This window comes from Sphingopyxis sp. H053, assembly GCF_001468225.1.
Classification (GTDB): domain Bacteria; phylum Pseudomonadota; class Alphaproteobacteria; order Sphingomonadales; family Sphingomonadaceae; genus Sphingopyxis.
Genome location: NZ_LNRU01000007.1, coordinates 58,861 through 79,988 on the forward strand (window position 1 = coordinate 58,861; position 21,128 = coordinate 79,988).

Here is a 21,128-nt window from a genome sequence, read left to right on the forward strand (position 1 = left end):
GCTTCATGACGATAGTAAACACAGCCTTCAGCACGTTTCGGAAAGCGAGGGCTATGCCCCGCGCGGCTTGAGTGTCAGGGGCAGTCCGGCGGTGAGCAGCACCACTTCGTCCACCGTCGCCGCGACCGACTGGTTGAGCTGCCCGGCTGCGTCGCGAAACGCCCGTGCGAGTGCATTGTCGGGCACGATGCCGAGGCCCACTTCGTTCGCGACGAGGATCAGCGTCCCTTTGAAGCGGTTGATCGCATGGCATAATTGGCCGCCCGCACGCGGAATGTCGGCGTCGGCGAGCAGCAGGTTCGAGACCCAGAGCGTCAGGCAGTCGACCAGCACGACCGCATCTTCGGCATCCAGCGCATCGATAGCGGCGGGCAGGTCGCGCGGCGCCTCGACCGTGCGCCAGCGCGCGTCGCGGTCGGCCTGGTGGCGCGCGATCCGCTCGTGCATCTCGTCGTCGAACGCTTCGGCGGTCGCAACGAAGACCGGGCTGCCGCCCGCAGCTTCGGTGCGCGCCTGCGCATAGCGGCTCTTGCCCGATCGCGCGCCGCCGAGCACGAACAGCGACGATCCGCTCATGCGCCGATCCCCGCGATGCGCAGCATCGCATCGATATCGGCATGCCCCGCAAACTCGGCTGCGATGTCGTCGAGCGCCGCATCGACGTCGGCGGCATAGTCGCGCCCGCCGCCCGCTACCTCGATCCGCGCCAGCAACGCGCGGCGCAAGTCGGACGAAGCGAACAGGCCGTGGAGATAGGAGCCGATGACATTGCCTTCGCGATTGATCGCCCCATCCCGCGCACCGTCCTCCAGAACGGCGAATGGCTGCGCAGTGCCGGCGCCGCTGGTTTCGCCCATATGCATTTCATATCCCTCCACCGCTGCACCCAATGCGGTGCCCTGCACGTGACGCAACGTCTTTGCAGGCGAAAGAATCGTTTCGACGTCGAGCAGGCCGAGTCCTTCGACTTCGGCCGGCGCGCCTTCGAGCCCCAGCGGGTCGGCGATCCGGCGCCCGAGCATCTGATAGCCCCCGCACAGCCCGACGATCATCCCGCCGCGCCGGTGATGCGCCTTGATGTCGATGTCCCAGCCCTCGGCACGCAGCGCCGCGAGGTCGGCGATCGTCGCCTTCGATCCCGGCAGCACGATGATCGCCGCCTCGGCTGGGATCGGCCGGCCCGGCGGCACCATCACAATCTCGACCCAGGGCTCGAGCTTCAGCGGATCGAGATCGTCGAAATTCGAGATGCGCGGAAGGATCGGGCAGGCGATCATCTTACGCCCCTCGCGTGGGTCGGCCGGGCGTTCGAGGATCACCGCATCCTCGCTCGGCAGGCGCGAGGCGGCGCTCAGCCACGGGATCACGCCGAACCCCGGCCACCCGCTGCGCTTCTCGATCTCGCGATAGCCGTCCTCGAACAGCGCGGGGTCGCCGCGAAACTTGTTGATCAGGAAGCCGCGGATCATCGCGGCGTCCTCGACGTCGATCACCGCGCGCGTCCCGACGAGCGAGGCGATCACGCCGCCGCGGTCGATGTCGCCAATCAGCACGACGGGCACGTTCGCGGCGCGCGCGAAACCCATGTTCGCGATGTCGCCCGCGCGCAGGTTGATCTCGGCGGGCGATCCGGCGCCTTCGACGATGACGATGTCCGAGGCGGCGCGGAGGCGTTCATAGCTTTCGAGCACTTCGGCCATCAGCGCACCGCGCGCCTCGCGGAAATTGCCGCTGCCGAGCGTGCCGCGCACGCGGCCGTGGACGATCAGCTGCGAGGTGCGATCGGCCTGCGGTTTCAGCAGCACCGGATTCATGTCGCTGTGCGGTTCGACGCGGCACGCGACGGCTTGCAGCGCCTGCGCGCGCCCGATCTCGCCGCCGTCGGTCGTCACAGCTGCATTGTTCGACATATTCTGCGGCTTGAAGGGAAGGACGCGAAGGCCGCGATTGGTCAGCGCGCGGCACAGCGCGGCGACGAGCACCGACTTGCCGACGTCGGAGCCGGTGCCCTGCAACATCAGCGCAGCCACGGGGCGCCCCCCGCGATCAGCCACAGCAGCAGGCAGGCGCGGATATAGATGGTGAGCGCGCGGTCGATTTCGTCGCCGCCCGCGTCGCTGGTCCCATCGCCGATCCATGGTTTGTCGTGCATCACGCCGTCATAGGCGATCGGGCCCGCCAGCCGAAGCCCGAGTACGCCCGCCATCGCCGCTTCGGGCCAGCCGGCGTTGGGCGAAGCGTGGCGCCGCGCGTCGCGCCACAATACACGCCAGCCGCCACCGCCCGCCAGGCAGATGAGCACGCTGGCCAGCCGCGCCGGAATCCAGTTCAGAAGATCGTCGAAACGCGCCGCCGCCCAGCCGAAGGCGCGCCAGCGCTCCTCGCGGTGCCCGATCAGGCTGTCGGCGGTGTTCACCGCCTTATACGCCCACACGCCCGGCAGGCCGAGGAGGAGCAGCCAGAAGAGCGGTGCCGCGACGCCGTCGCAATAGCTTTCGGCAAGGCTTTCGATCGCGGCGCGGGCGACGCCAGCTTCGCCCAGCGCGGCGGTGTCGCGGCCGACGATCATGCCGACCGCACCGCGCGCGCCGGCGAGGTCGCCGGCATCGATCCGCTCGCCGACCGCGCGGACATGATCGAACAGGCTGCGCTGCGCGAGCGCGGGCCAGGCAAGGATCGCCACGCCGATCCAGCCCCAGCCGCCGAGCGACGCGAGTAGCAGGCGCTGAAGCGCCCAGCCGGAGCCGGCAACGAGGGTCAGCAGGACGAGCAGGGTCAGGACGCCGAGCGCGCGCCGTGCGCCGAAGCTATATTCGGGACGGTTCCACCGCCCCTCGCAACTGTCGATGATCCGCGCAAACAGCCCGACGGGGTGGCCGATGTGGCGATAGAGTGCGCGCGGCCAGCCGAACGCTGCGTCGAGCGCGAGTGCGGTGAGCGCGACTGGCTCAGCCATCGGTTAGCGCCGCTTCGAGCCGCGCGCGCGCGGCGGCGTGGGCGGGGAGGCCGATCCGCAGCCAACGCGGCTGGTCGGCGAAGGGACGCGTCAGGATCGCGCGCCGCGCGAGCCGTTCGAACAGCGCATGCGCGTCGCCGGTTTCGATCAGGCGAAAGAGCGGGCAGTCGCCGGTCGGCCGATGACCCTGGCGCACCAGCAGGGTGTCGAGTGCGGTGGCTTCATCGGCGAGCCGGCGCCGCGCGGCGGCGATCCAGTCGCGGTCGGCATAGGCGGCGGTTCCGATCGCGATCGCGGCCGCGGATAAGGGCCATGCACCAAGCCGTTCGCGCAGCGCCGCGACGATGGCTTGCGGCGCGACGACGAAGCCGAGCCGGATGCCCGCGAGGCCGAAAAATTTGCCGAAGGAGCGAAAGACGATCAGCCTTCTGCCGTCATCGACCAGCGGCGCGATACTCGTGGCCGGATCGGTGTCGGCAAAGGCTTCGTCGACCAACAGCCAGCCGCCAGGTCCGCGCCCGTCCAGCAGCGCCTGCATCGCCGCGGCGCCGGTCGCGCGGCCGTCGGGATTGTTGGGGTTGGCGAGGATCAATGTGCCGTCGTGGCCGCATGCCGCTTCGGGGGCGATCGGCGTGCTTCCCGCGACCATTTCGCCATGGGTGCGATAGCTCGGCGCGATATGCCGTGCGAGGCCTTCGATCAGCGTCCCGGTCAGGCGCAGGCCGATCTCGCTTCCGGGCACGGCGCAGACATGGCGGGCGTCGACACCGAAACAGGCGGCGGCGACGGCTTCGAGCTGCGCGAGTGCGTCGGGGTCGGGCAGCCGGTGCCAGTCGAAAACCATCGCGGCCGCGCCGGGCCAGGGGTGCGGATTGATCCCGGTCGACAGGTCGATCCAGTCGCCATTCCCGAACGCGCGCTTCGCGGCTTCGAGCCCGCCGCCGTGCCAGGTCCATGGGCTGCTCATGCAAGATGCGCCAGCAGCAGCGCCGCGGCGAGCAGCAGGCTTTCGGAGATCTCGATTCCCGCGCCATGGCCATCGCCTGAAATCCCGCCGATCCTGCGCAGCAGCCACCAGCCACAGAGGAGGAAGATCAGGGGTGCGATGAGCAGCGAGGGTGATACCCACGCCGCAGCGGCGAGAGCCAAGCCCCAGATGACGAAGTCCACTGGTCGCACGGCATTGCGGAAACGCGACCCGAGTCCCGCGTGAAGGTCGGGCAGCGCGCGCGACCATGCGAGCGGGCCGATCCGCGCGGCAAAGGGTATGAGCGCGATGGCGGCGAACATCTGGCGATCGAGCAGCGCGTGGAGCAGCACCAGCTTGGCGATCAGTTGCAGCGCGATGGTCACCACCGCGAAGCTGCCAACATGCGGATCGGAGAGGACGCCGAGCAGGCGTTCGCGGTCCTTGTGCGCCGCCCCGCTTGCGTCGGCGATATCGCCGAGCCCGTCGAGGTGCAGCGCACCGGTCACTGCGACCCAGAGGATGAGCGCGCACGAGGCGCCGGTCCACGGATCGATCCGCGCGCCGGCCCAGCCGCCTGCAGCGACAATCGCGCCGACGATCAGCCCGACTGCGGGAAACCAGCGCATCGACGCCGCGAATTCGTCGCTCGACACCGAAATGTGCGGGGTGGGGAGGCGCGTCAGGAACTGGATCGCGACGATGAGCCCCTTCATCGATAGAGCCCCGCGATCTGCGCGCTGGGCGGTTCGCCCGGCCAGACGCAGAGCGAGAGCAGCGCGGCGTAGGGCAGGTCGAACGCCCAGAGCTGGCGCTGGTCGAACCCGCACAGCGCATGGAGCGCGGCGCGCATCGCGCCGCCGTGGGTGACGATCAATGTTGGAACCGGCGCAAGGTCGGCGATGGCGGCGGACACGCGCCGGGCGAACACCGACCAGCGTTCGCCGCCGGGCGGGGGATTGGCGTCGGGATCGCTCCAGAAGCGGCCGAGCGCGTCGCGGTCGATGGTGCTCGCCGCTTGGCCGTCCCAGTCGCCGAAATCGAGTTCGCGCCAGCGCGGATCGATGATGAGCGGCACGCCGATCGCCGCGCCGATCGCTTCGCCGGCCGCGCGGCTGCGGCGAAGGTCGGATGCGATCAGGCGTTCGATGCCGAGGGTTTCGGCTTGCGCCACGCAAGCGGCGATGCCTTCGGGGGTCGGCGCGCCATCGGTGCGTCCCATCAGCAAACCCGGCGCTTCGGGCGCGCCGTGGCGCAGCAGATGGAGCGCGAAGCCGCTCACAGCGACGCTGAAACCTGCGCTTCGGCAAAGGTCGCCATTTGGTCGTGCGCGGCGAGGGCGCTGCGAATGATGTTCGCGGCGACCGCCGCGCCGCTGCCTTCGCCCAGCCGCATGTCGAGCGACAGCAGAGGGGCGAGGCCGAGCAGGTCGAGCAGACGCTTGTGTCCCGGCTCGGCCGAGCAATGGCCCGCGATGATATGGTCCGCGATCGCGGGATTCTCGGCCGCAAGCGGTGCGATGGCCGAGGTGCAGATGAAGCCGTCGAGCAACACCGGAACGCCAAGCTGGCGTGCGCGCACGATCGCGCCCGCGATCGCCGCAATCTCGCGCCCGCCGACGCGGCGCAGTGTCTCGAACGCCGAGCGCGGCGCATCGATGTGAAAGGCGAGCGCACGCTCGATCACCTCGACCTTGCGCGCGACGCCGTGGCCGTCGACCCCGGTGCCGGGCCCGACCCATCCCGCCACGCCGCCTGCGAAGCTGCGCGCGCACAGCGCGGCGGCGGCGGTCGAATTTCCGATCCCCATTTCGCCGAGGACGATCAGGTCGAGGTCGGCGTCGACCACCGCCGCGCCGCGGTTCAACGCATCGAGGCATTCGGCCTCGCTCATCGCGGCATCGACGGTGAAATCGGCGGTCGGCCGGTCGAGATCGAGCGCGACGACGGTCAGTTCGAGCCCCGCCGCGCCCGACAAAGCGTTGATCGCGGCGCCGCCGTTCGCGAAATTGGCGACCATCTGTGCTGTGACGCTCGGCGGAAAGGCGCTGACGCCATGGACGGTGACGCCATGGTTGCCGGCGAAGATCGCGGCGCGGGCGCGGGCGATCCGCGGTCGCGCGCGGCCCTGCCAGCCGGCGAAAAAGATCGCCAGATCCTCGAGCCGCCCGAGCGATCCGGCGGGTTTGGTCAACTCGCCTTGTCTTACCCGCGCGTCGGCGGCGGCCCCGGCATCGGGATCCCGCAGGTTCGCAAGCGCGGCCTCGAAGGCATGGACGGAGGCAAAGCTGGTCATTCGGCGACAAATCCTGGTGGCGGGGTGCGGGTGATGAAATGCCCTTTGACGCCTTCGGGCCAAAGCGAAAAGGGGACGCGGCCATGCTCGCTTGTCGCATAATGGACCGCATAGTCGAGGATGGCGCGCGCGGACTCTTCATCGCCCTGAAACCGGCCGAGGACATAGCCGACCTTGTCGGGCGCGCGCAGGTGGACGGTGCAATGGTCCTGGCATGCGAACAGGCACGCCATTTCCTGCACCGCGATGCCGGCGTAGCGCGGATCGCCTTCCTTATGCTGTTTCAGCGCCTCGACGAGCCGCGCGCCGCCGCGTTTGCCTGTCGCGTCGTCCCGGGACTCGCGGCTGTGGCGGCAGGTGTTGCACACCACGACCGCGGGCCCCGGGTCGACGCGCGTCAGCATTATGCCGCCGTTGCCGGTTGCGGCGGCGCCGGGACGCCAACCGCGACGAGCGCGCGATACAGGGCGTAAAGCCCGATCAGGATCGCACCGTTGCGCACGAACTGTTCGGCGAGCAGGTCGGGTGCCATCGCGGTGTGCAGCCCGCCGAGCACAAGCGCCCATAGGAGGATGATGCCCTTGAACGCCGTGAACCCCGCCGCATAGGCGAGGCTGAGCCGCGCCGCGACCGAGCGGTATGGGAGCGCCCGCAGCGCCGCATAGCTTGCGAGCGCCGATCCCACCGCGGCGGTGCCGAGCCCGGCGCCCCAGCCGAGGGTACTTCCATCGCGCGGATAGCCGAGCAGGAAGAAGCCGACGAACTGGCTCGCGGCCCAGGCGAGCAGCATCAGCGCCACGCCGTCACGGCGGCGCATATGGACCGCCGCGAGCGCCGCAAGCGCCGGAAAGGGGGTCGCGCAGGCGAGCGCGAGTGTCGTCGCGGTGCTCGCTGCCGTCAGCAGCGAGACCCAGAGCGCCGAGGCGCCCCGGTCCGACAGCGCGGCCATCAGAAGCGACCCCGGATGCCGGCGTAGATGCTGCGGCCGAGCGAGCCATAGCGGAACGCCGTCATATATTGCTCGTCGAAGATATTCTCGGCGCGCGCGAACAGCTTCACCGCATCGGACAGCGCATATTCGGCGCGCAGGTCGACGAGCGTATAATCGTCGAGCCGCGTCGCATTGCTCGCATTGTCATAGCTCTTGCCCGACCAGCGCACCGCCGCACCGAGTTCGAGTCCGAAGCCAAAGGCATAGCTCGCCGAGGCGTTGGCGGTGTTGCGCGGGCGGCGTGGCAGCCATTTGCCGAAATTGGCGGTGCCTTCCGAGCGGTCCTCGGCGACGATCCAGCTGTAATTGCCGTCGAGCGTCAGCCCGCCGAGCGTGAGCGCCGCGGCCGCCTCGACGCCATGTGCTTCGCTGCGCGCGACATTCAGATAATAGCCGAAGCGCGGGGTCGCCGGGCTGCTGCCGGGCACCGTGCAGAGCGGATCGGTCGAGGTCGGAAAGCTGCAGCTGTTGAAGATGATCTGGTTCGTCGTCGTGCGGTCGAACCAGCTCGCGCCGACGACGAGCTTGCGGTCGAACAGATGCTGCTCGATCCCGGCTTCCCAGCCATGCGCTTCTTCGGGATCGAGCCCGACATTCCCATATTCACTGAACAGCTGATAAAGCGACGGCGCCTTGAAGCCTTCGCCATAGCTGGCGCGCAGCACGGTGCCGGTGGCGAGACGCCAGACGCCGCCCGCCGCGAACAAGGTTTGCCCGCCGTAGCGGTCGTGATCGTCATAGCGGACGCCGCCATTGAGCGTCAGGCCGTCGATCGGCTCGATGCTCAATTGACCATAGGCGCTCGTGAGTTCGGCCTTGCCGCGCACGAACGCCGGAAGCGGGGTCGCCAGCGATGCCGAGGGCGAACGGCTGCGGAAGTCCGAGCGTTCATTCTCGACCCCGAAGATCGCGGTGATGCGATCGGTAAAATCGAAGCTGCCCTGATATTCCCAGCGCTTGTTCTGGCCGTCGGCCTCGAAGCTCTGCGGGCGTGCGCGGTCGGGGTTGAAATTATCGCGGTTGGTGTCGGTATAGGCAAAAGCGACGCGGTTGCGGAACCGCCCGTCGACGAGGTCGAAATTGAGCCCCGCATAGCCGACGAATTCCTTGTTGAACCCATAGTCGTTGCTGTCGGTATTGAAGCCGTCGAATTCGACGCGGCCGCTCGAATAATAGCCGCGGACCTCGGTGCTGACATTGTCGGCGAGCGCCAGTTCGGCGCGGCCCGAAAGATTAGTGTTGCGATAGCCGTCGCGCTCGACCCCGCCGAACGCCTTGGCGTGCGACGAAATGCCGTCGGTGGTGAAGCGCTGGCCGCCGAGGCGCCAGGCGAGCGGGCCGGTACGGCCGCCGATCGCCGCGCGCGCGCTGACGGTCTCGCGCGACCCGGCCTCGAGGTCGAAGCTGCCTTCGAGCGATTTTTCGGGCGAGGCGGTGACGACGTTGACAACCCCGCCGATCGCCTGGCTGCCCCACAGGATGGATTGCGGGCCGCGCAGCACCTCGATCCGGTCGATATCGCCGATGAGCAGGTTGGCGAAGTTGAAGCCGCCGCCGGTCGACGACGGATCGTTGAGCTTCACCCCATCGATCACGACGACGGTGTGCTCCGATTCGGCGCCGCGGATGCGCAGCGAGGTCGAGGTGCCGTAGCCGCCGTTGCGCGCAATGCTGATGCCGGGCGTGCGGAGCAGCAGTTCGGTGACGCCGATATCCTGCGCGCGATCGATCGCTTCCTTGTCGAGCACGGCGATCGACGACGGCACTTCGTCGAGCGTCAGCGGCGCGCGCGTCGCGGTGACGATGATGCTGTCGCCGTCGGCGGCGACAGCGTGCGCGGTCGACGCTTCGTCGGCGAACGCAGCGGAGGATGCCGCAACGGCGGCGAGGCAGATCGAACTTCGGAAAAACACTTTAAACACAGGATAACCCCTCGACAATGCCGCTCACGAACACGGTCGATGCGGTTGTCCCGGGGACACACGACATCGCCCGCGCCCATGCGCAGCCAAGCTTGTCGTCATGCGGGTTCACCCCCGTCCGCCCGGCACACCCTGTCCGCGCGAAAGACGACGGCGACGGGCAGGTCTCCTGGCTTGCGGGTCAGCGCCGGTCGGCCGCCTTCTCGGGACCGGAATCCCAATGGCAAGTGGCCGATGGCTCGCCGCGTACAGTTGCAGGGGCAGCCGGGGTTTTCCCGTTCCCTCTTAGTCCCCGTCGCCGGGGAACCTGTCGCTTGCCGCGGCCGTTAGCCCCTTTTTCGGGCCGCGGTCAATTGCTGCGATGCAGCAGGGGGCGATCAGAATAGTCCGGGCAGTTCGCGCTGCGCCGCGCTCGGCCGCTCGGGGGTGAGCATCTCGGGCTCGGCGAGCATGCGGGCGCTGCGGCTCCGCGCCGCCGCACCCGCGCTGGCGTCGGCGATGCGCGTGGTACAGGCGGTGCCCGACAGGAAGCCGATCGCGGCGCGGATCGATGCCTCGCGCGGGTCGCCGAGCGGGACGGTCAGGTCGTCGCTCGCGGCGCAGCTGTTCGTGATTTTCGGGGCGAGCCCGTCATAATAGTCGCCCGCGCCGGTCGAATTGGCCGTCGCGAATGCGACGACGCGCATGCGGTCGTCGCATTCGGCCTTGTCGAGCGCGATCTGGCCGACCGGCTTGCCATAGGTGTTGCCGCCGACCAGCGTCATATTGGTGCCGAGATAGGGCAGCATCGAATTGATCACGAGTTCGCTCGCCGATGCGGTCGACGCGGTGCCGATGAAAGCGATGCGCGTCGGCGCGATCGACTGCGCCACTGGTGCGAAGCGATGCTCGTCATTCTCTGCGGATTTGTTCGGACGAAAACGGGTCTGCGAGAAGAGCTGCCCGGCGCGATTTGCGCCCATCAGGTCGCCCATTAGATTGGCCGTCGAAACGAGGCCGCCGCCATTGTAGCGGAAATCGATGATGATGTCGGTCACGCCGCGTGCGCCGAAATCGGCAAAGGCCGCCTTCAACTGGTCGTCCGCCGACGAGATGAAGGTGCGGAGGTTCAGATAGCCGTAACTGCGGCCGCCCTCGGTGATGATCTTTGCGCCATAGCGGTCCGAAACCGGATCGAGCGAATAGTCGGCCTTGGCGACGGTGACGTCGCGCGTTCCGGCCGCGTCGGTGATGCGCAGCACGCGGCTGACCCCGGGGTCGTTCGGGCCGAGTGCATTGGTGAGGCCCGCGGTCCCCTCGGCGGCGACGATGCTCGCCACGCTACGCAAATTTCCGCTGTTCGTGCCGATGGCGACGATCGCGGTGCCGCGGTCGATCCCGGCAGCAAAAGCCGGCGCGCTCTCATAGGCTTCGGCAATGAGGATGCGCTGACCCGCCGCATCATAGGTCATGCGGACGCCAAACCCCGCGCTCGACCCACTGGCGTAGAAGGCGTTCTCCTCGGCGATCGAGGTGATGTAGGTAAAGAAACGATCCTTGTTCAGCGCGCGCGCCGGGGCGACGAGCGCGTCGATATAGGATTCGACATTGCTATGGCTCGCCGCGCTGACGTTCGCGATGTCGCTGGGGAACAGATACCATTCGTCGATCACCGCTTTCGCAAAAGCCTGGCGCGACGCCAGCGCGCAAGTGGCGGTCGGGGTCGGGGTAGGGGTTGGCGTTGGGGTGACCGTGACGGCGCCGCCGCTTCCGGGGGTGCTCGAACCACCCCCGCCGCCGCACGATGCGAGCATCAGCGCGGCGAGCGTCACAGCCGCGACCGACTGCCCCGACTTGGCCATCAAAATTCTCCCCCGGATCGACCCATTACACTGTTTATTCCGCGTCCTTGCTCCGGCCCTTGAAGCCTTGGGCGATGACATAAAGTTCGGGCGACCCCTTGCGGCTCGCCGGCGGTTTGGCGTGCTTTACCGTTGTGAAGTGACGTTTTAGTAGAGTCAGCAGTGTGTGATCCGCCCCGCCCGCGAACACCTTGGCCACAAACGCGCCGCCGGGCAGCAGATTCTGCACCGCGAAATCGGCGGCGGTTTCGGCAAGGCCGATCGTGCGCAGATGGTCGGTCTGTTGATGGCCGACAGTGTTCGCCGCCATGTCCGAAATGACGAGGTCGGGGGCGCTGCCGAGCGCCTCGATCAGCGCGCCCGGCGCCGCATCGTCCATGAAGTCCATTTCGAGGATTTCGACGCCCTCGATCGGCTCGCAGTGGAGCAGGTCGATCCCCGCGATACGCGCGCGGGGGTTCGCTTTGCGTACGACCTGCGACCAGCCGCCGGGCGTGATGCCAAGGTCGACGACCGCGCGCGATTTCTTGAGGAAGCCGAATTTCTCGTCGAGCTCGATCAGCTTGTATGCGGCGCGCGAGCGATAGCCCTCGGCCTGCGCGCGGCGCACATAGGGATCGTTGAGCTGGCGTTGCAGCCAGCGCGTCGACGAGACGCTGCGCTTGCGCGCGGTTTTGACGCGCACATGGAGACCGCCGCGGCCGCTGCCACCCTTTCCGCCGGCACCGCTCATTTGCGATACTCGCGGCGGGTGACGGGGATGTCGCGGCCCTGCATCGCCAGCGTGCGCAGGATGCCCTCGCGGATGCCGCGGTCGGCGACACCGACACGCACGGCGGGCCACAGGTCGATGATGCTCTCGAGGATCGCGCAGCCCGCGACGACCAGGTCGGCGCGCTCGCGGCCGATGCATGCGATTTCGGCACGATCGGCGATGCTCGCGTCGGCAAGGCGGCGGCTGATGTCGCGCATCGCATCGGATGGGACCACCAGCCCGTCGACCGCGCGTCGGTCGTATCGCGGCAGGTCGAGGAAGACGCTGGCGAGCGTCGTCACGGTGCCGCTGGTGCCGAGCAGGCGCAGCTTCTGACCGGCAAAGCGTTCGGCGCGCCCGGCAAAGGCGGCAAAAGCTTCGCGCGTCACTTCGCGCATATGTGCATAGGCGGCCTGGCGGCCGGCGAGGCTGTCGTCGGGAAGCGGCGCATGTTCGGTCAGCGAGACAACGCCCCACGGCACGCTGATCCAGTCGTGGATCTTGACGTCATGGTCCGACACATCGACGTGCATCAGCTCGGTCGAACCGCCGCCGATGTCAAAGATCAGCGCCGGGCCTTCGCCGGGCTCCATCAGATTGTGGCAGCCGAGCACCGCGAGCCGCGCCTCTTCGGCGGCCGAGATGATGTCGAGGACGATGCCCGTTTCGCGGCGGACACGCTCGGCCAGTTCCTCGCCGTTGCTCGCGCGGCGGCACGCTTCGGTCGCGACCGCGCGCGACAGCGAGACGTGGCGGCGGCGCAGCTTGTCGGCGCAGATCGACAGCGCCGCGACGGTGCGGTCCATCGCCGCGTCGCTGATGCGGCCGCTGCCGTGCAAGCCTTCGCCGAGGCGGACGATGCGCGAAAAAGCGTCGATGACGACGAGCTCGCCATTTTGCGGGCGGGCGATCAAAAGCCGGCAATTGTTGGTGCCAAGGTCGATCGCGGCATAGCTGCGCGGCCGCGTGATCGGCATCGGACGCGATTCGCCACCCGCCTTGTTTCGTCCTTTTACCGCCGGGCCTGGCCGCGGCGGTCGCCCTGATGGCGCTGCCATTTGCCGCATGGCTATCGTAACCTGTTCTGCTCACGCGCCCGCAAGACCGCAGGCGTGCACTTGGCAGCAAACCTAGGCTTTCCCGGCCATTATGGCAAGGCCTCCTCCCCGGCCTGCTGGGCGCAAAGAAAACCCCGCCCGGCGCGGGGCCGGGCGGGGTGGAGGAGGGAAGGAAATTATTGGGGGTCGGGACAGCCCTTAACGGCAGCCGTCATTCCCCTTGTCGATCGCGCGGCCGGCGAGGGCGCCGACAGCGCCGCCGATGATCGTGCCGACCGTGCGGTCGCCGCGGCCGGCGATTTCATGACCGGCAAGGCCGCCTGCAATCGCACCGATCACGGTGCCGCCGGTGCCTTTGTCGCACTGGCGATAGTTGCGGCGGTCACCACGGTAATAGCGGCGATCATTGCGGTAATCGCGGCGGTCGCGGCGATAGTCGCGGCGGTCATAGCGGTCGTAGCGACGATCGTCGCGGTCGTAGCCGCTGTAATAGCTCGAATAGCCGTCGCGGTCATAATAACCGTTCTGCGCCGCGGCGGGAGCCGCCATGCCCAGCGTCGCGGCGGACATCAGGGCGGCGATCGAGAGGGTCACCATCTTTTTCATTGTCGTTCTCCTTCGTCGTCATTGGCCCGACTGGGCTTTGTCGATGAAACAGGTTTTGCCTGATTCGCATTGAGCGAAGCCTGAACATGGTTGTTGGCTGATGTTCAGCTTTCTGCGGCGAACCGCTTCCCTTTCGCGTATCGCCGCCCTAACCCGCGGCGATGCGCCGCTTGCTCTTCGCTGCCCTGATCTTTCTTGCCGTCGGTCCGGTGCCCGGCACCGTCATGCGCTTTCCGAAGGGCGACATGACCGAAGGCGCCGCCGCGCGTCCGCTGGTTTTCGCGCCCGAGGCTTCGGGTGCGATGCGGTTCGTCCGCGGCTGGCATCTCGTCAGCCCGCACAGCCGGTTCGGCGGCTTTTCGGCGCTCGCGCGGATGGGGCCGGACCGGTTTCAGCTGATCGGCGACAATGGTTATGGAGTGCGCCTGACGCTCGATGCGCGCGGTTCGGTTTCGGATGTCCGGATTCGCGCGCTGCCGACGCCCGACGGCCGGCCGCAACGCAAATCCATGGTCGATGCCGAGGCGATGTTTGTCGCCCCCGAAAGCGGCAAGAGCTGGATCGCGCTCGAGGGGATCAACGAAATCTGGCGACTCGATGCCGGTCTTTCGGCAATCGAGTCGCGACGCAAGCTGCCCGAACCGGCGCGCTGGCCCAGGAATCGCGGGCCTGAGGCGATGACGCGGCTGCCGGACGGCCGGACGGTGGTCTTTCTGGAAGACGCCAACGACGATCCGCGCGGGCGCGAGGCGTTGATCTACACCGGCGATCCGGCCGCGCCCGGTCCCGCGCCGATTCGCTTCTTTTATGATTCGGCGGGGCGCGGGCTGGTCAGTGATGCCGCGGCGCTGCCCGACGGGCGCATCCTGATCGTGCACCGGCGGCTCGGCTTCGACCCCGTTTTCACGACGATCGTCGCTGTCGTCGACCCCGCGGACATAAAGAAGGGCGCTGTCGTGCGATCACGGACGATCGGCCGCGTCCCGGCGGCGCTCGCCGAAAATTATGAAGGCGCGGCGATTTCGGTCGAGCAGGGGCGGACTTGGCTATGGCTCGTTGCCGACAATAATTTCAATGTCTGGCAACGCAGTCTGCTGCTGCAATTTGAACTGGTGGGCCTGCCGCCGAAAAAGAGGCCGGACAGCAAAAAGGCCGCGCGGTGATCCGGCGGCCTGATTGCTTTTAGCGATTCGAAAGCGCTTAAGCGGCCTTTTCGGCCAGCTTCTTCGCGACTTCCTTCTTCACCTTGCGCGCCGAAGTCGACAGCTGGTCGTCGCCGGCCTTCAGCAGCCAGTTGTCGAGACCGCCATTATGCTCGACCGTGCGCAGGCCGTGGGTCGACACGCGCAGCTTCACACCCTTGCCGAGCGCGTCCGACAGCAACGTCACATTCTGCAGGTTGGGCAGGAAGGTGCGCTTGGTCTTGTTGTTGGCGTGGCTCACATTGTGGCCAACCTGGCGGCCCTTGCCGGTCAGTTCGCAGATGCGCGACATGGTCTTCGTCCTCGTCAAAAAATTTCAGGTCGGCGTCCGGGCACTTCCCGCAAAACGGGGAATACAGAACCGGAGTGAGCCGGGAAAGGCGCGCGCTTATCGGCTTGCAGGAGATTCGTCAAGCGCATAGGCCGCTTTTATGGCTCAGTTTCCGCTCCCCGAACCGATGCGCCGCGCGCTCGATCTCGCCCGCATCGCCGCGGAATGGGGCGAAGTGCCCGTCGGCGCGGTGATCGTCAAGGACGGTGCGATTATCGCCGAGGGCCATAACCGCCCGCGCGAATCGCACGATCCTACCGCGCATGCCGAAATCGTCGCGATTCGCGCCGCGGCGGCCAAGCTCGGTAACGAGCGGCTCGATGGCTGCGACCTCTATGTGACGCTCGAGCCCTGCGCGATGTGCGCCGGCGCGATCGCCCACGCGCGCATCGCGCGCCTCTATTATGGCGCCGACGATCCGAAGGGCGGCGCGGTCGTCCACGGCCCGCGCACCTTCGCGCAGCCGACGATCCACCACCGGCCCGAGATTTACGACGGCATCGGCGAAGATGAAGCGGCGGCGCTGCTCAGAGATTTCTTCGTGGCGCGGCGGTAGAAACCTACCGTCGCCCCTGCGAAGGCAGGGGCCGCGAGAGATTCAGCGCTATGCCCACGGCGGCCCCTGCCTTCGCAGGGGCGACGTTATTCCTTCAACATCTCCGCCACCCACTCGGGCACCAGCCGCGTCGCCGGACCCTGCCGCGCCTCGTTGAACCAGTAGCTGCCCTGGCTCGGCTCCATATTGAGCTCGAGCGTCCGCGCGCCCGATGCGCGCGCCTCGCGCACGAAGCCCGCGGCGGGATAGACCGCGCCCGACGTGCCGATCGAAACAAACAGGTCGGCGCGGTTCAGGGCGTGGTAAATGTCCTCCATCCGGTACGGCATCTCGCCGAACCAGACGATGTCGGGGCGCAGGGTGCCGACGATGCCGCACGCGCTGCACGCTGGCCGGTCGAGCAACGGCCCCGTCCACGGCACTCGCGCGTCGCATGCGGTACACCAGGCATTGAGATGCTCGCCGTGCATATGGATCAGCCGTTTCGCGCCCGCCCGCTCGTGCAGGTCGTCGACATTCTGCGTGACGATCAGCAGTTCGCCCGGCCAAGCGGCGTCGAGCCGCGCGAGCGCTTCATGCGCGGCGTTCGGCGCCTTGGTCTGGATCGCCTCGCGCCGCATATCGTAGAAGCGCAGGACAAGGTCGGGATCGCGCGCAAAGGCTTCGGGGGTCGCGACATCCTCGACGCGATGCTGTTCCCAGAGGCCGCCGCTGTCGCGGAAGGTGTCGATGCCGCTTTCGGCCGAAACGCCGGCGCCGGTCAGGATGACGATATTCTGGATGTCACGCATGACTCCTCTCTATCCGCTCGCATCGAGCGAAGTCGAGATGCCCATCGGCATTGCGTCATTTTGATGGGTGTCTCGACTTCGCTCGACACGAGCGGCTAAAGGGAGCGGCAATTTAGGGGACGGCATATGACCAGCATCGGCATTATCGGCAGCGAAGGGCGGATGGGCGTCGCGCTCGCCGCCGCGATCTCCGAAGCGGGGCAGCGCAGTTGCGGCGTCGACCGGGGCGGCAATGTTCTGAGGCTCGCCAGCGACGCCGACGTTCTTGTCGATTTCTCGTCACCCGCGGCGCTCGAGGCGACGCTCGACGCCTGCGTTGCGGCGAAAACGCCGATCGTCATCGGGACGACGGGGCTCGAGGAACGCCATCATTATCTGATCGACGATGCCGCAAAGGATATCGCGGTGCTTCAGACCGGCAACACTTCGCTCGGCGTCACGCTGCTCGCGCATCTGGTGCGCGAGGCCGCGACGCGGCTCGGCGCCGACTGGGATATCGAGGTGGTCGAGATGCACCACCGGATGAAGGTCGACGCACCGAGCGGCACCGCGCTGCTGCTCGGGCAGGCGGCGGCGCAAGGGCGCGGGATCAACCTCGACACCTGCTCCGAACGCGGCCGCGACGGGCTTACGGGCGCGCGCGGTCATGGCAAGATCGGTTTCGCGTCCTTGCGCGGCGGGACGGTTGCGGGCGACCATGACGTGATCTTCGCGGGCCCCGAGGAGATGATCACCCTCTCGCACCGCGCCGAAAACCGCATGATCTTCGCGCGCGGCGCGGTGCGCGCGGCGCTGTGGCTGCTCCAGCAGAAGCCCGACCGCTATACGATGCCGCAGGTGCTCGGGCTTAACTGATCCGATGAAAAAGGCCGATATCTTCGAATTCTACCGGCGGCTCGCGGAACTCAACCCGAGTCCCGAGACCGAGCTGGAGTTCGGCAACACCTACCAACTGCTCGTCGCGGTTGTGCTGTCGGCGCAGGCGACCGACGTCGGGGTGAACAAGGCGACGCGGCGGCTCTTTCAGGAGGTAAAGACCCCGCAGCAAATGATTGACCTCGGCGAAGAGGGGCTGAAGCAGCACATCAAGACGATCGGACTGTTCAACGGCAAGGCGAAGAATGTCATCGCACTCAGCGAAATTCTCGTCCGCGATTTCGGCGGCGAGGTGCCTGCCGACCGCGACACGCTCGTCGAACTGCCCGGGGTCGGGCGCAAGACCGCCAATGTCGTGATGAACTGCGCCTTCGGCGCCGAAACCTTCGCGGTCGACACGCATATCTTCCGCGTCGGCAATCGCACCGGGCTCGCGCCCGGCAAGACCGTGCTCGCGGTCGAAAAACAGCTCGAAAAGAATACGCCCGCACCGTTCCGCGTCGGCGCGCATCACTGGCTGATCCTCCACGGCCGCTATATCTGCAAGGCGCGCACCCCTGAGTGCTGGCGCTGCCCGGTCGTCGACCTCTGCCGCTACAAGCCGAAGACGCCGGCACCGAAGGCGAAGAAGGCGGCATAGGAATCGTCGTCCCGGCGAAAGCTGGGACCGCTGCCGCCCGGCCACAACGATAGCGATCCCAGCTTGCGCTGGGATGACAGCTGGTTAGGGTCCGTTTCCATGCGCAACCTTACCGCTCCGCTCGCCCTCGCCGCCGCCTTGCTCGCCGCCGCGCCCGTCCACGCCAAGCCCGCCGATACCGAAACCGCGAAGAAAATCCTTAAGGACAGCATCGCGATCCCGACGGTCGAGGGGCGCGGACAGGTGCCCAAGCTCGCCGCCTATTATGCAAGCGTGCTGAAAGCCGCGGGCTATGCCGACGCTGACATCGAAATCACCCCGATCGGCGAAACCGCGACCTTCGCCGCAACGCTGCACGGGACGACGAAGCAAAAGCCGATCGTGCTGCTCGGCCATATGGACGTCGTCGAGGCCGATCCCAAGGACTGGACGCGCGACCCCTTCGTGCCGGTCGAGGAAGAGGGCTATATTTTCGGGCGCGGGTCGGAAGACAATAAGTTCGACGTCTCGATGATGGTCGCGACGATGGCGCAGCTCAAGAAGGACGGCTTCAAGCCGAAGCGATCGATCATCTTGCTGCTCTCGGGCGACGAGGAAACCTCGATGACCACGACGCGCGCGCTCGCAGCGAAGTATAAGGGTGCCGAATTCGCGCTCAACGGCGACGGCGGTGGCGGGACGATCGGCGAGGACGGCAAACCCAAATATTATGGCCTGCAGGCGGGCGAGAAGACCTATGCCGACTTCACGCTCGAAGTCACCAACCCGGGCGGCCACAGCTCGCGCCCGTCGGGCAGCAATGCGATCGTCCAGCTGTCGACCGCGCTCGCCAAGGTGGGCGCCTATCGCTTCACGCCGCAGCAGAATGAGCTGACCAAGGTCGGCATGCCGATCGTCGCCGACCAGGTCGGCGGCGATATCGGCGCGGCGCTGAAAGCCTTTGCCGCGAACCCGTCGGACGCGAAAGCCATTGCTGCGATCCGCGCCGACCCCGAATATATCGGCCAGATCGGCACCACCTGCGTGCCGACGCTGGTCAAGGGCGGGCATGCCGAGAATGCGCTGCCCCAGCGTGCGACCGCGAACATCAACTGCCGCATCTTCCCCGGCGTGCCGGTCGAAACGGTGCGCGCCGAGCTCGAAAAGGCGATCGCCGATCCGGCGATCAAGGTGAAGACCGATCCCGACGCGAGCGCGAGCGATGCCTCGCCGCTGCGCCCCGACGTCGTCGCGGCGGTGACGAAGGCGGTGCATGCGCGCGCTCCGGGCCTGCTGATCATCCCGTCGATGAGCGCGGGCGCGACCGACAGCTATCATTTCCGCATTCAGGGCGTGCCGAGCTATGGCGTCGCGGGTCTCTTCTCGAAAGCGAGCGACAGCTACGCGCACGGCCTCAACGAGCGCGTGCCTGTCGATGCGATCGCGCCGGCGCTCGCGCACTGGGACAGTTTGCTGCGAGACCTGTCGAAATAAGGGTCAGACGAGCGCGAAGACCGCGCGCTCGACCATCGCGACTGCCGCCTCGGCGCCGAAACTTTCGGCGTCGAGCGACAGCTCGAGCCACAGCCCGTCGACCATCGCGGTCAGCATGATCGCCAGCCGCTCGGCATCGGCCGCGCCGCACGCGACCAATAATTCGCCGAGCCGGGCGCGATAGCCGGCGTAACTTTCCGCGTGGATCGCCGCCATGCGCGCGTCGCTGCGTGCGAGCGCCCAAAAGGCGGTCCATGCGCCGAGCAGTTCGGGATCGGTCACCGGCGGACGGAAGCTGGCGGTGAGGTAAGCGGTTAGCCGCGCGCGCGGATCGCTGCCCGCCTGCACCATCGCGGCGGCGAAAATCGCGTCCATGCGGTCGCTCGTCGCTTCATAGGTCGCCGCGACCAGATCGTCGATGCCGCCGAAATAGTGGCGCAGCAGCCCCGGCGACACACCCGCCTTCGCGCAGATCGCGCGGACGTTGGTTCCCGCCAGCCCATGCTCGGCAAGGCACGCCGCGGTCGCCTCGATCAGGTCCGCCCGGCGGGCATCGGCGCTTTCGCGCGTAAAGGCTTGGCGAACGGCGGTCATATTGTTATACATATGTACAACAAGGAACGAGATATGGCAACTGCACCCCTTCGCGATTCGAATCTCGACCCGCTCGATGGCTGGTCGCTGCCCGCCTGGACCTATAGCGATCCTGATTTCTATGCCGCTGAAATGGAACGGATCTTCCGTCCGAGCTGGCAGGTCGTCTGCCACAATAGCGACATCCCGAACGTCGGCGACTGGCACAGCATCGACTATTGCGGCGAGAGCGTGATTCTGGTGCGCGGCACCGACCGCAATGTACGCGCCTTCACCAATGTCTGCCGCCATCGCGGCTCGCGCCTTGTCGACGGCGCGGTGGGTTGCGCGAAGAAGCTCGTCTGCCCCTATCACGCGTGGACGTACGAGCTCGACGGCCGGCTGACCGGGGTGCCCGATTCGGCGAGCTATCCGACGCTCGACAAGGGCAAGGCGGGGCTCGTCCCCGTCGGACTCGAACAATGGCGCGGCTTCTGGTTCGTGCGGCTCGAGGATGACGGCGGCCCGTCGGTTGCGTCGATGATGGCGCCCTATGAAGCGCAGGTCGCGCCCTACCGCTTCGAGGAACTCGGCGCGCTCGGCCGCGTCACGCTGCGCCCGCGCGAGGTGAACTGGAAGAATGTCGGCGACAATTATTCGGACGGGCTCCACATTCCCGTCGCGCACCCCGGGCTGACGCGCCTGTTCGGCAAAAGCTATGGCGTCGAAGCCGAGGACAATGTCGACCGCATGTGGGGCGACCTGATCGACCGGCCGTCGGTGAACTGGTCCGAACGCATGTATCAGCGGCTGCTGCCGCCGGTCCCGCATCTACCCGAGGCCAACCAGCGCCACTGGCTCTATTTCAAGCTCTGGCCGAACGTCGCCTTCGACATCTATCCCGACCAGGTCGATTTCATGCAGTGGCTGCCGACGGGGCCGACGACGTGCCTGATCCGCGAGATTTCCTATGTCCTCCCCGACGAGCGCCGCGAAATAAAGGCCGCACGCTATTTGAACTGGCGCATCAACCGCCAGGTCAACGCCGAGGACACCGAACTGATCACGCGCGTCCAGCAGGGGATGGCGTCGAAAAGCTTCACGATGGGACCGCTCAGCGACAAGGAGGTCTGCCTCAAGCATTTCTGTTCGCGAATGCGCGAGCTCATCCCCGAAGCGCGGTTGGAGCGAGCCCCGCCGCCGGGTTGGAGCCGGGCATGACAATAATATCCCCGTTCGCATCGAGCGAAGTCGAGATGCCCATCGCGAGCGCACGGCCTCGCGGTGTCTCGACTT

Annotated in this window: 23 protein-coding genes and 1 riboswitch; of the genes, 6 read left to right on the forward strand and 17 right to left on the reverse strand. The window is 67.3% G+C overall.

What is annotated here, in order from left to right:
* Positions 1 to 51: 51 nt before the first annotated feature.
* From cobU to ATE70_RS14775, 14 genes are all read right to left on the reverse strand, one after another.
* Positions 52 to 576 carry a bifunctional adenosylcobinamide kinase/adenosylcobinamide-phosphate guanylyltransferase gene (gene cobU / locus ATE70_RS14710; RefSeq protein WP_058538656.1) on the reverse strand — a complete coding sequence of 175 codons (525 nt, stop codon included), beginning with the start codon at positions 574 to 576 and terminating at the stop codon, positions 52 to 54.
* Positions 573 to 2,030, reverse strand: coding sequence for a cobyric acid synthase (locus ATE70_RS14715; protein WP_058538657.1), 1,458 nt, complete (start codon positions 2,028 to 2,030; stop codon positions 573 to 575). Before ATE70_RS14715 ends, cobU begins: the two co-directional genes overlap by 4 nt.
* Positions 2,018 to 2,956 (reverse strand): adenosylcobinamide-phosphate synthase CbiB, encoded by a 939-nt coding sequence (cbiB, locus tag ATE70_RS14720; protein ID WP_058538658.1) that lies wholly within the window; start codon positions 2,954 to 2,956, stop codon positions 2,018 to 2,020. The genes ATE70_RS14715 and cbiB overlap by 13 nt, the downstream gene beginning before the upstream one ends.
* Complete coding sequence (locus ATE70_RS14725) at positions 2,949 to 3,923, reverse strand: aminotransferase class I/II-fold pyridoxal phosphate-dependent enzyme (protein ID WP_058538659.1); 975 nt, start codon at positions 3,921 to 3,923, stop codon at positions 2,949 to 2,951. Before ATE70_RS14725 ends, cbiB begins: the two co-directional genes overlap by 8 nt.
* Positions 3,920 to 4,639, reverse strand: a complete 720-nt coding sequence (locus ATE70_RS14730; RefSeq protein ID WP_058538660.1) for an adenosylcobinamide-GDP ribazoletransferase — start codon at positions 4,637 to 4,639, stop codon at positions 3,920 to 3,922. The genes ATE70_RS14725 and ATE70_RS14730 overlap by 4 nt, the downstream gene beginning before the upstream one ends.
* Positions 4,636 to 5,205: a histidine phosphatase family protein gene (locus ATE70_RS14735; protein WP_058538661.1), complete on the reverse strand. Its 570-nt coding sequence runs from the start codon at positions 5,203 to 5,205 to the stop codon at positions 4,636 to 4,638. The genes ATE70_RS14730 and ATE70_RS14735 overlap by 4 nt, the downstream gene beginning before the upstream one ends.
* The gene (gene cobT / locus ATE70_RS14740) at positions 5,202 to 6,218 is read right to left on the reverse strand and encodes a nicotinate-nucleotide--dimethylbenzimidazole phosphoribosyltransferase (protein ID WP_058538662.1); all 1,017 of its coding nucleotides are present in this window, start codon (positions 6,216 to 6,218) and stop codon (positions 5,202 to 5,204) included. The genes ATE70_RS14735 and cobT overlap by 4 nt, the downstream gene beginning before the upstream one ends.
* A complete protein-coding gene (locus ATE70_RS14745) occupies positions 6,215 to 6,622 on the reverse strand; it encodes a DUF1636 domain-containing protein (RefSeq protein WP_058538663.1) in 408 nt (135 codons plus the stop codon). The genes cobT and ATE70_RS14745 overlap by 4 nt, the downstream gene beginning before the upstream one ends.
* Positions 6,622 to 7,167: a hypothetical protein gene (locus ATE70_RS14750; protein WP_058538664.1), complete on the reverse strand. Its 546-nt coding sequence runs from the start codon at positions 7,165 to 7,167 to the stop codon at positions 6,622 to 6,624. Before ATE70_RS14750 ends, ATE70_RS14745 begins: the two co-directional genes overlap by 1 nt.
* Entirely contained in the window at positions 7,167 to 9,131 is a 1,965-nt protein-coding gene (locus tag ATE70_RS14755) for a TonB-dependent receptor plug domain-containing protein (RefSeq protein WP_156419746.1), read from the reverse strand. The genes ATE70_RS14750 and ATE70_RS14755 overlap by 1 nt, the downstream gene beginning before the upstream one ends.
* Positions 9,132 to 9,273: 142 nt before the next feature.
* Positions 9,274 to 9,457: riboswitch (cobalamin riboswitch) on the reverse strand.
* Positions 9,458 to 9,508: 51 nt separating this feature from the next.
* Positions 9,509 to 10,972, reverse strand: a complete 1,464-nt coding sequence (locus tag ATE70_RS14760) for a S41 family peptidase (RefSeq protein ID WP_058538665.1) — start codon at positions 10,970 to 10,972, stop codon at positions 9,509 to 9,511.
* Positions 10,973 to 11,006: 34 nt separating this feature from the next.
* On the reverse strand, positions 11,007 to 11,705 hold the full coding sequence (locus tag ATE70_RS14765; protein WP_058538666.1) for an RlmE family RNA methyltransferase: 699 nt from the start codon (positions 11,703 to 11,705) through the stop codon (positions 11,007 to 11,009).
* Positions 11,702 to 12,793 carry a Ppx/GppA phosphatase family protein gene (locus ATE70_RS14770; RefSeq protein ID WP_058538667.1) on the reverse strand — a complete coding sequence of 364 codons (1,092 nt, stop codon included), beginning with the start codon at positions 12,791 to 12,793 and terminating at the stop codon, positions 11,702 to 11,704. The genes ATE70_RS14765 and ATE70_RS14770 overlap by 4 nt, the downstream gene beginning before the upstream one ends.
* Before the next feature lie 189 nt (positions 12,794 to 12,982).
* Positions 12,983 to 13,390 carry a glycine zipper 2TM domain-containing protein gene (locus ATE70_RS14775; RefSeq protein WP_058538668.1) on the reverse strand — a complete coding sequence of 136 codons (408 nt, stop codon included), beginning with the start codon at positions 13,388 to 13,390 and terminating at the stop codon, positions 12,983 to 12,985.
* A gap of 161 nt (positions 13,391 to 13,551) precedes the next feature.
* Between ATE70_RS14775 and ATE70_RS14780 the strand changes: the two genes are divergently transcribed.
* Positions 13,552 to 14,553 (forward strand): esterase-like activity of phytase family protein, encoded by a 1,002-nt coding sequence (locus tag ATE70_RS14780; RefSeq protein ID WP_058538669.1) that lies wholly within the window; start codon positions 13,552 to 13,554, stop codon positions 14,551 to 14,553.
* A gap of 37 nt (positions 14,554 to 14,590) precedes the next feature.
* On the opposite strand, the gene rpmB is transcribed toward ATE70_RS14780, so the two are convergent.
* Entirely contained in the window at positions 14,591 to 14,884 is a 294-nt protein-coding gene (rpmB, locus tag ATE70_RS14785; RefSeq protein WP_037517097.1) for a 50S ribosomal protein L28, read from the reverse strand.
* Between the two features lie 139 nt (positions 14,885 to 15,023).
* On the opposite strand from rpmB, the gene tadA reads away from it, so the two are divergent.
* Positions 15,024 to 15,479, forward strand: coding sequence for a tRNA adenosine(34) deaminase TadA (gene tadA, locus ATE70_RS14790; RefSeq protein WP_058538670.1), 456 nt, complete (start codon positions 15,024 to 15,026; stop codon positions 15,477 to 15,479).
* 86 nt (positions 15,480 to 15,565) lie between these two features.
* On the opposite strand, the gene ATE70_RS14795 is transcribed toward tadA, so the two are convergent.
* Positions 15,566 to 16,270, reverse strand: a complete 705-nt coding sequence (locus tag ATE70_RS14795; RefSeq protein WP_058538671.1) for an NAD-dependent deacylase — start codon at positions 16,268 to 16,270, stop codon at positions 15,566 to 15,568.
* 126 nt (positions 16,271 to 16,396) lie between these two features.
* Here ATE70_RS14795 and dapB point away from each other — a divergent pair, with 126 nt between their 5' ends.
* The 3 genes from dapB to ATE70_RS14810 all read left to right on the forward strand — a co-directional run bounded on the left by dapB (position 16,397) and on the right by ATE70_RS14810 (position 19,259).
* Positions 16,397 to 17,125, forward strand: a complete 729-nt coding sequence (gene dapB / locus ATE70_RS14800; RefSeq protein WP_058538672.1) for a 4-hydroxy-tetrahydrodipicolinate reductase — start codon at positions 16,397 to 16,399, stop codon at positions 17,123 to 17,125.
* Between the two features lie 4 nt (positions 17,126 to 17,129).
* Positions 17,130 to 17,786, forward strand: a complete 657-nt coding sequence (gene nth / locus ATE70_RS14805) for an endonuclease III (RefSeq protein ID WP_058538673.1) — start codon at positions 17,130 to 17,132, stop codon at positions 17,784 to 17,786.
* Between the two features lie 99 nt (positions 17,787 to 17,885).
* Positions 17,886 to 19,259, forward strand: a complete 1,374-nt coding sequence (locus tag ATE70_RS14810) for a M20/M25/M40 family metallo-hydrolase (protein ID WP_058538674.1) — start codon at positions 17,886 to 17,888, stop codon at positions 19,257 to 19,259.
* A gap of 3 nt (positions 19,260 to 19,262) precedes the next feature.
* Here the strand turns inward: ATE70_RS14810 and ATE70_RS14815 are convergent, their stop codons facing one another.
* Positions 19,263 to 19,853: a TetR/AcrR family transcriptional regulator gene (locus ATE70_RS14815; RefSeq protein WP_231732666.1), complete on the reverse strand. Its 591-nt coding sequence runs from the start codon at positions 19,851 to 19,853 to the stop codon at positions 19,263 to 19,265.
* Between the two features lie 33 nt (positions 19,854 to 19,886).
* On the opposite strand from ATE70_RS14815, the gene ATE70_RS14820 reads away from it, so the two are divergent.
* A complete protein-coding gene (locus tag ATE70_RS14820) occupies positions 19,887 to 21,053 on the forward strand; it encodes an aromatic ring-hydroxylating oxygenase subunit alpha (RefSeq protein WP_058538914.1) in 1,167 nt (388 codons plus the stop codon).
* The last annotated feature ends 75 nt before the right edge of the window (positions 21,054 to 21,128 follow it).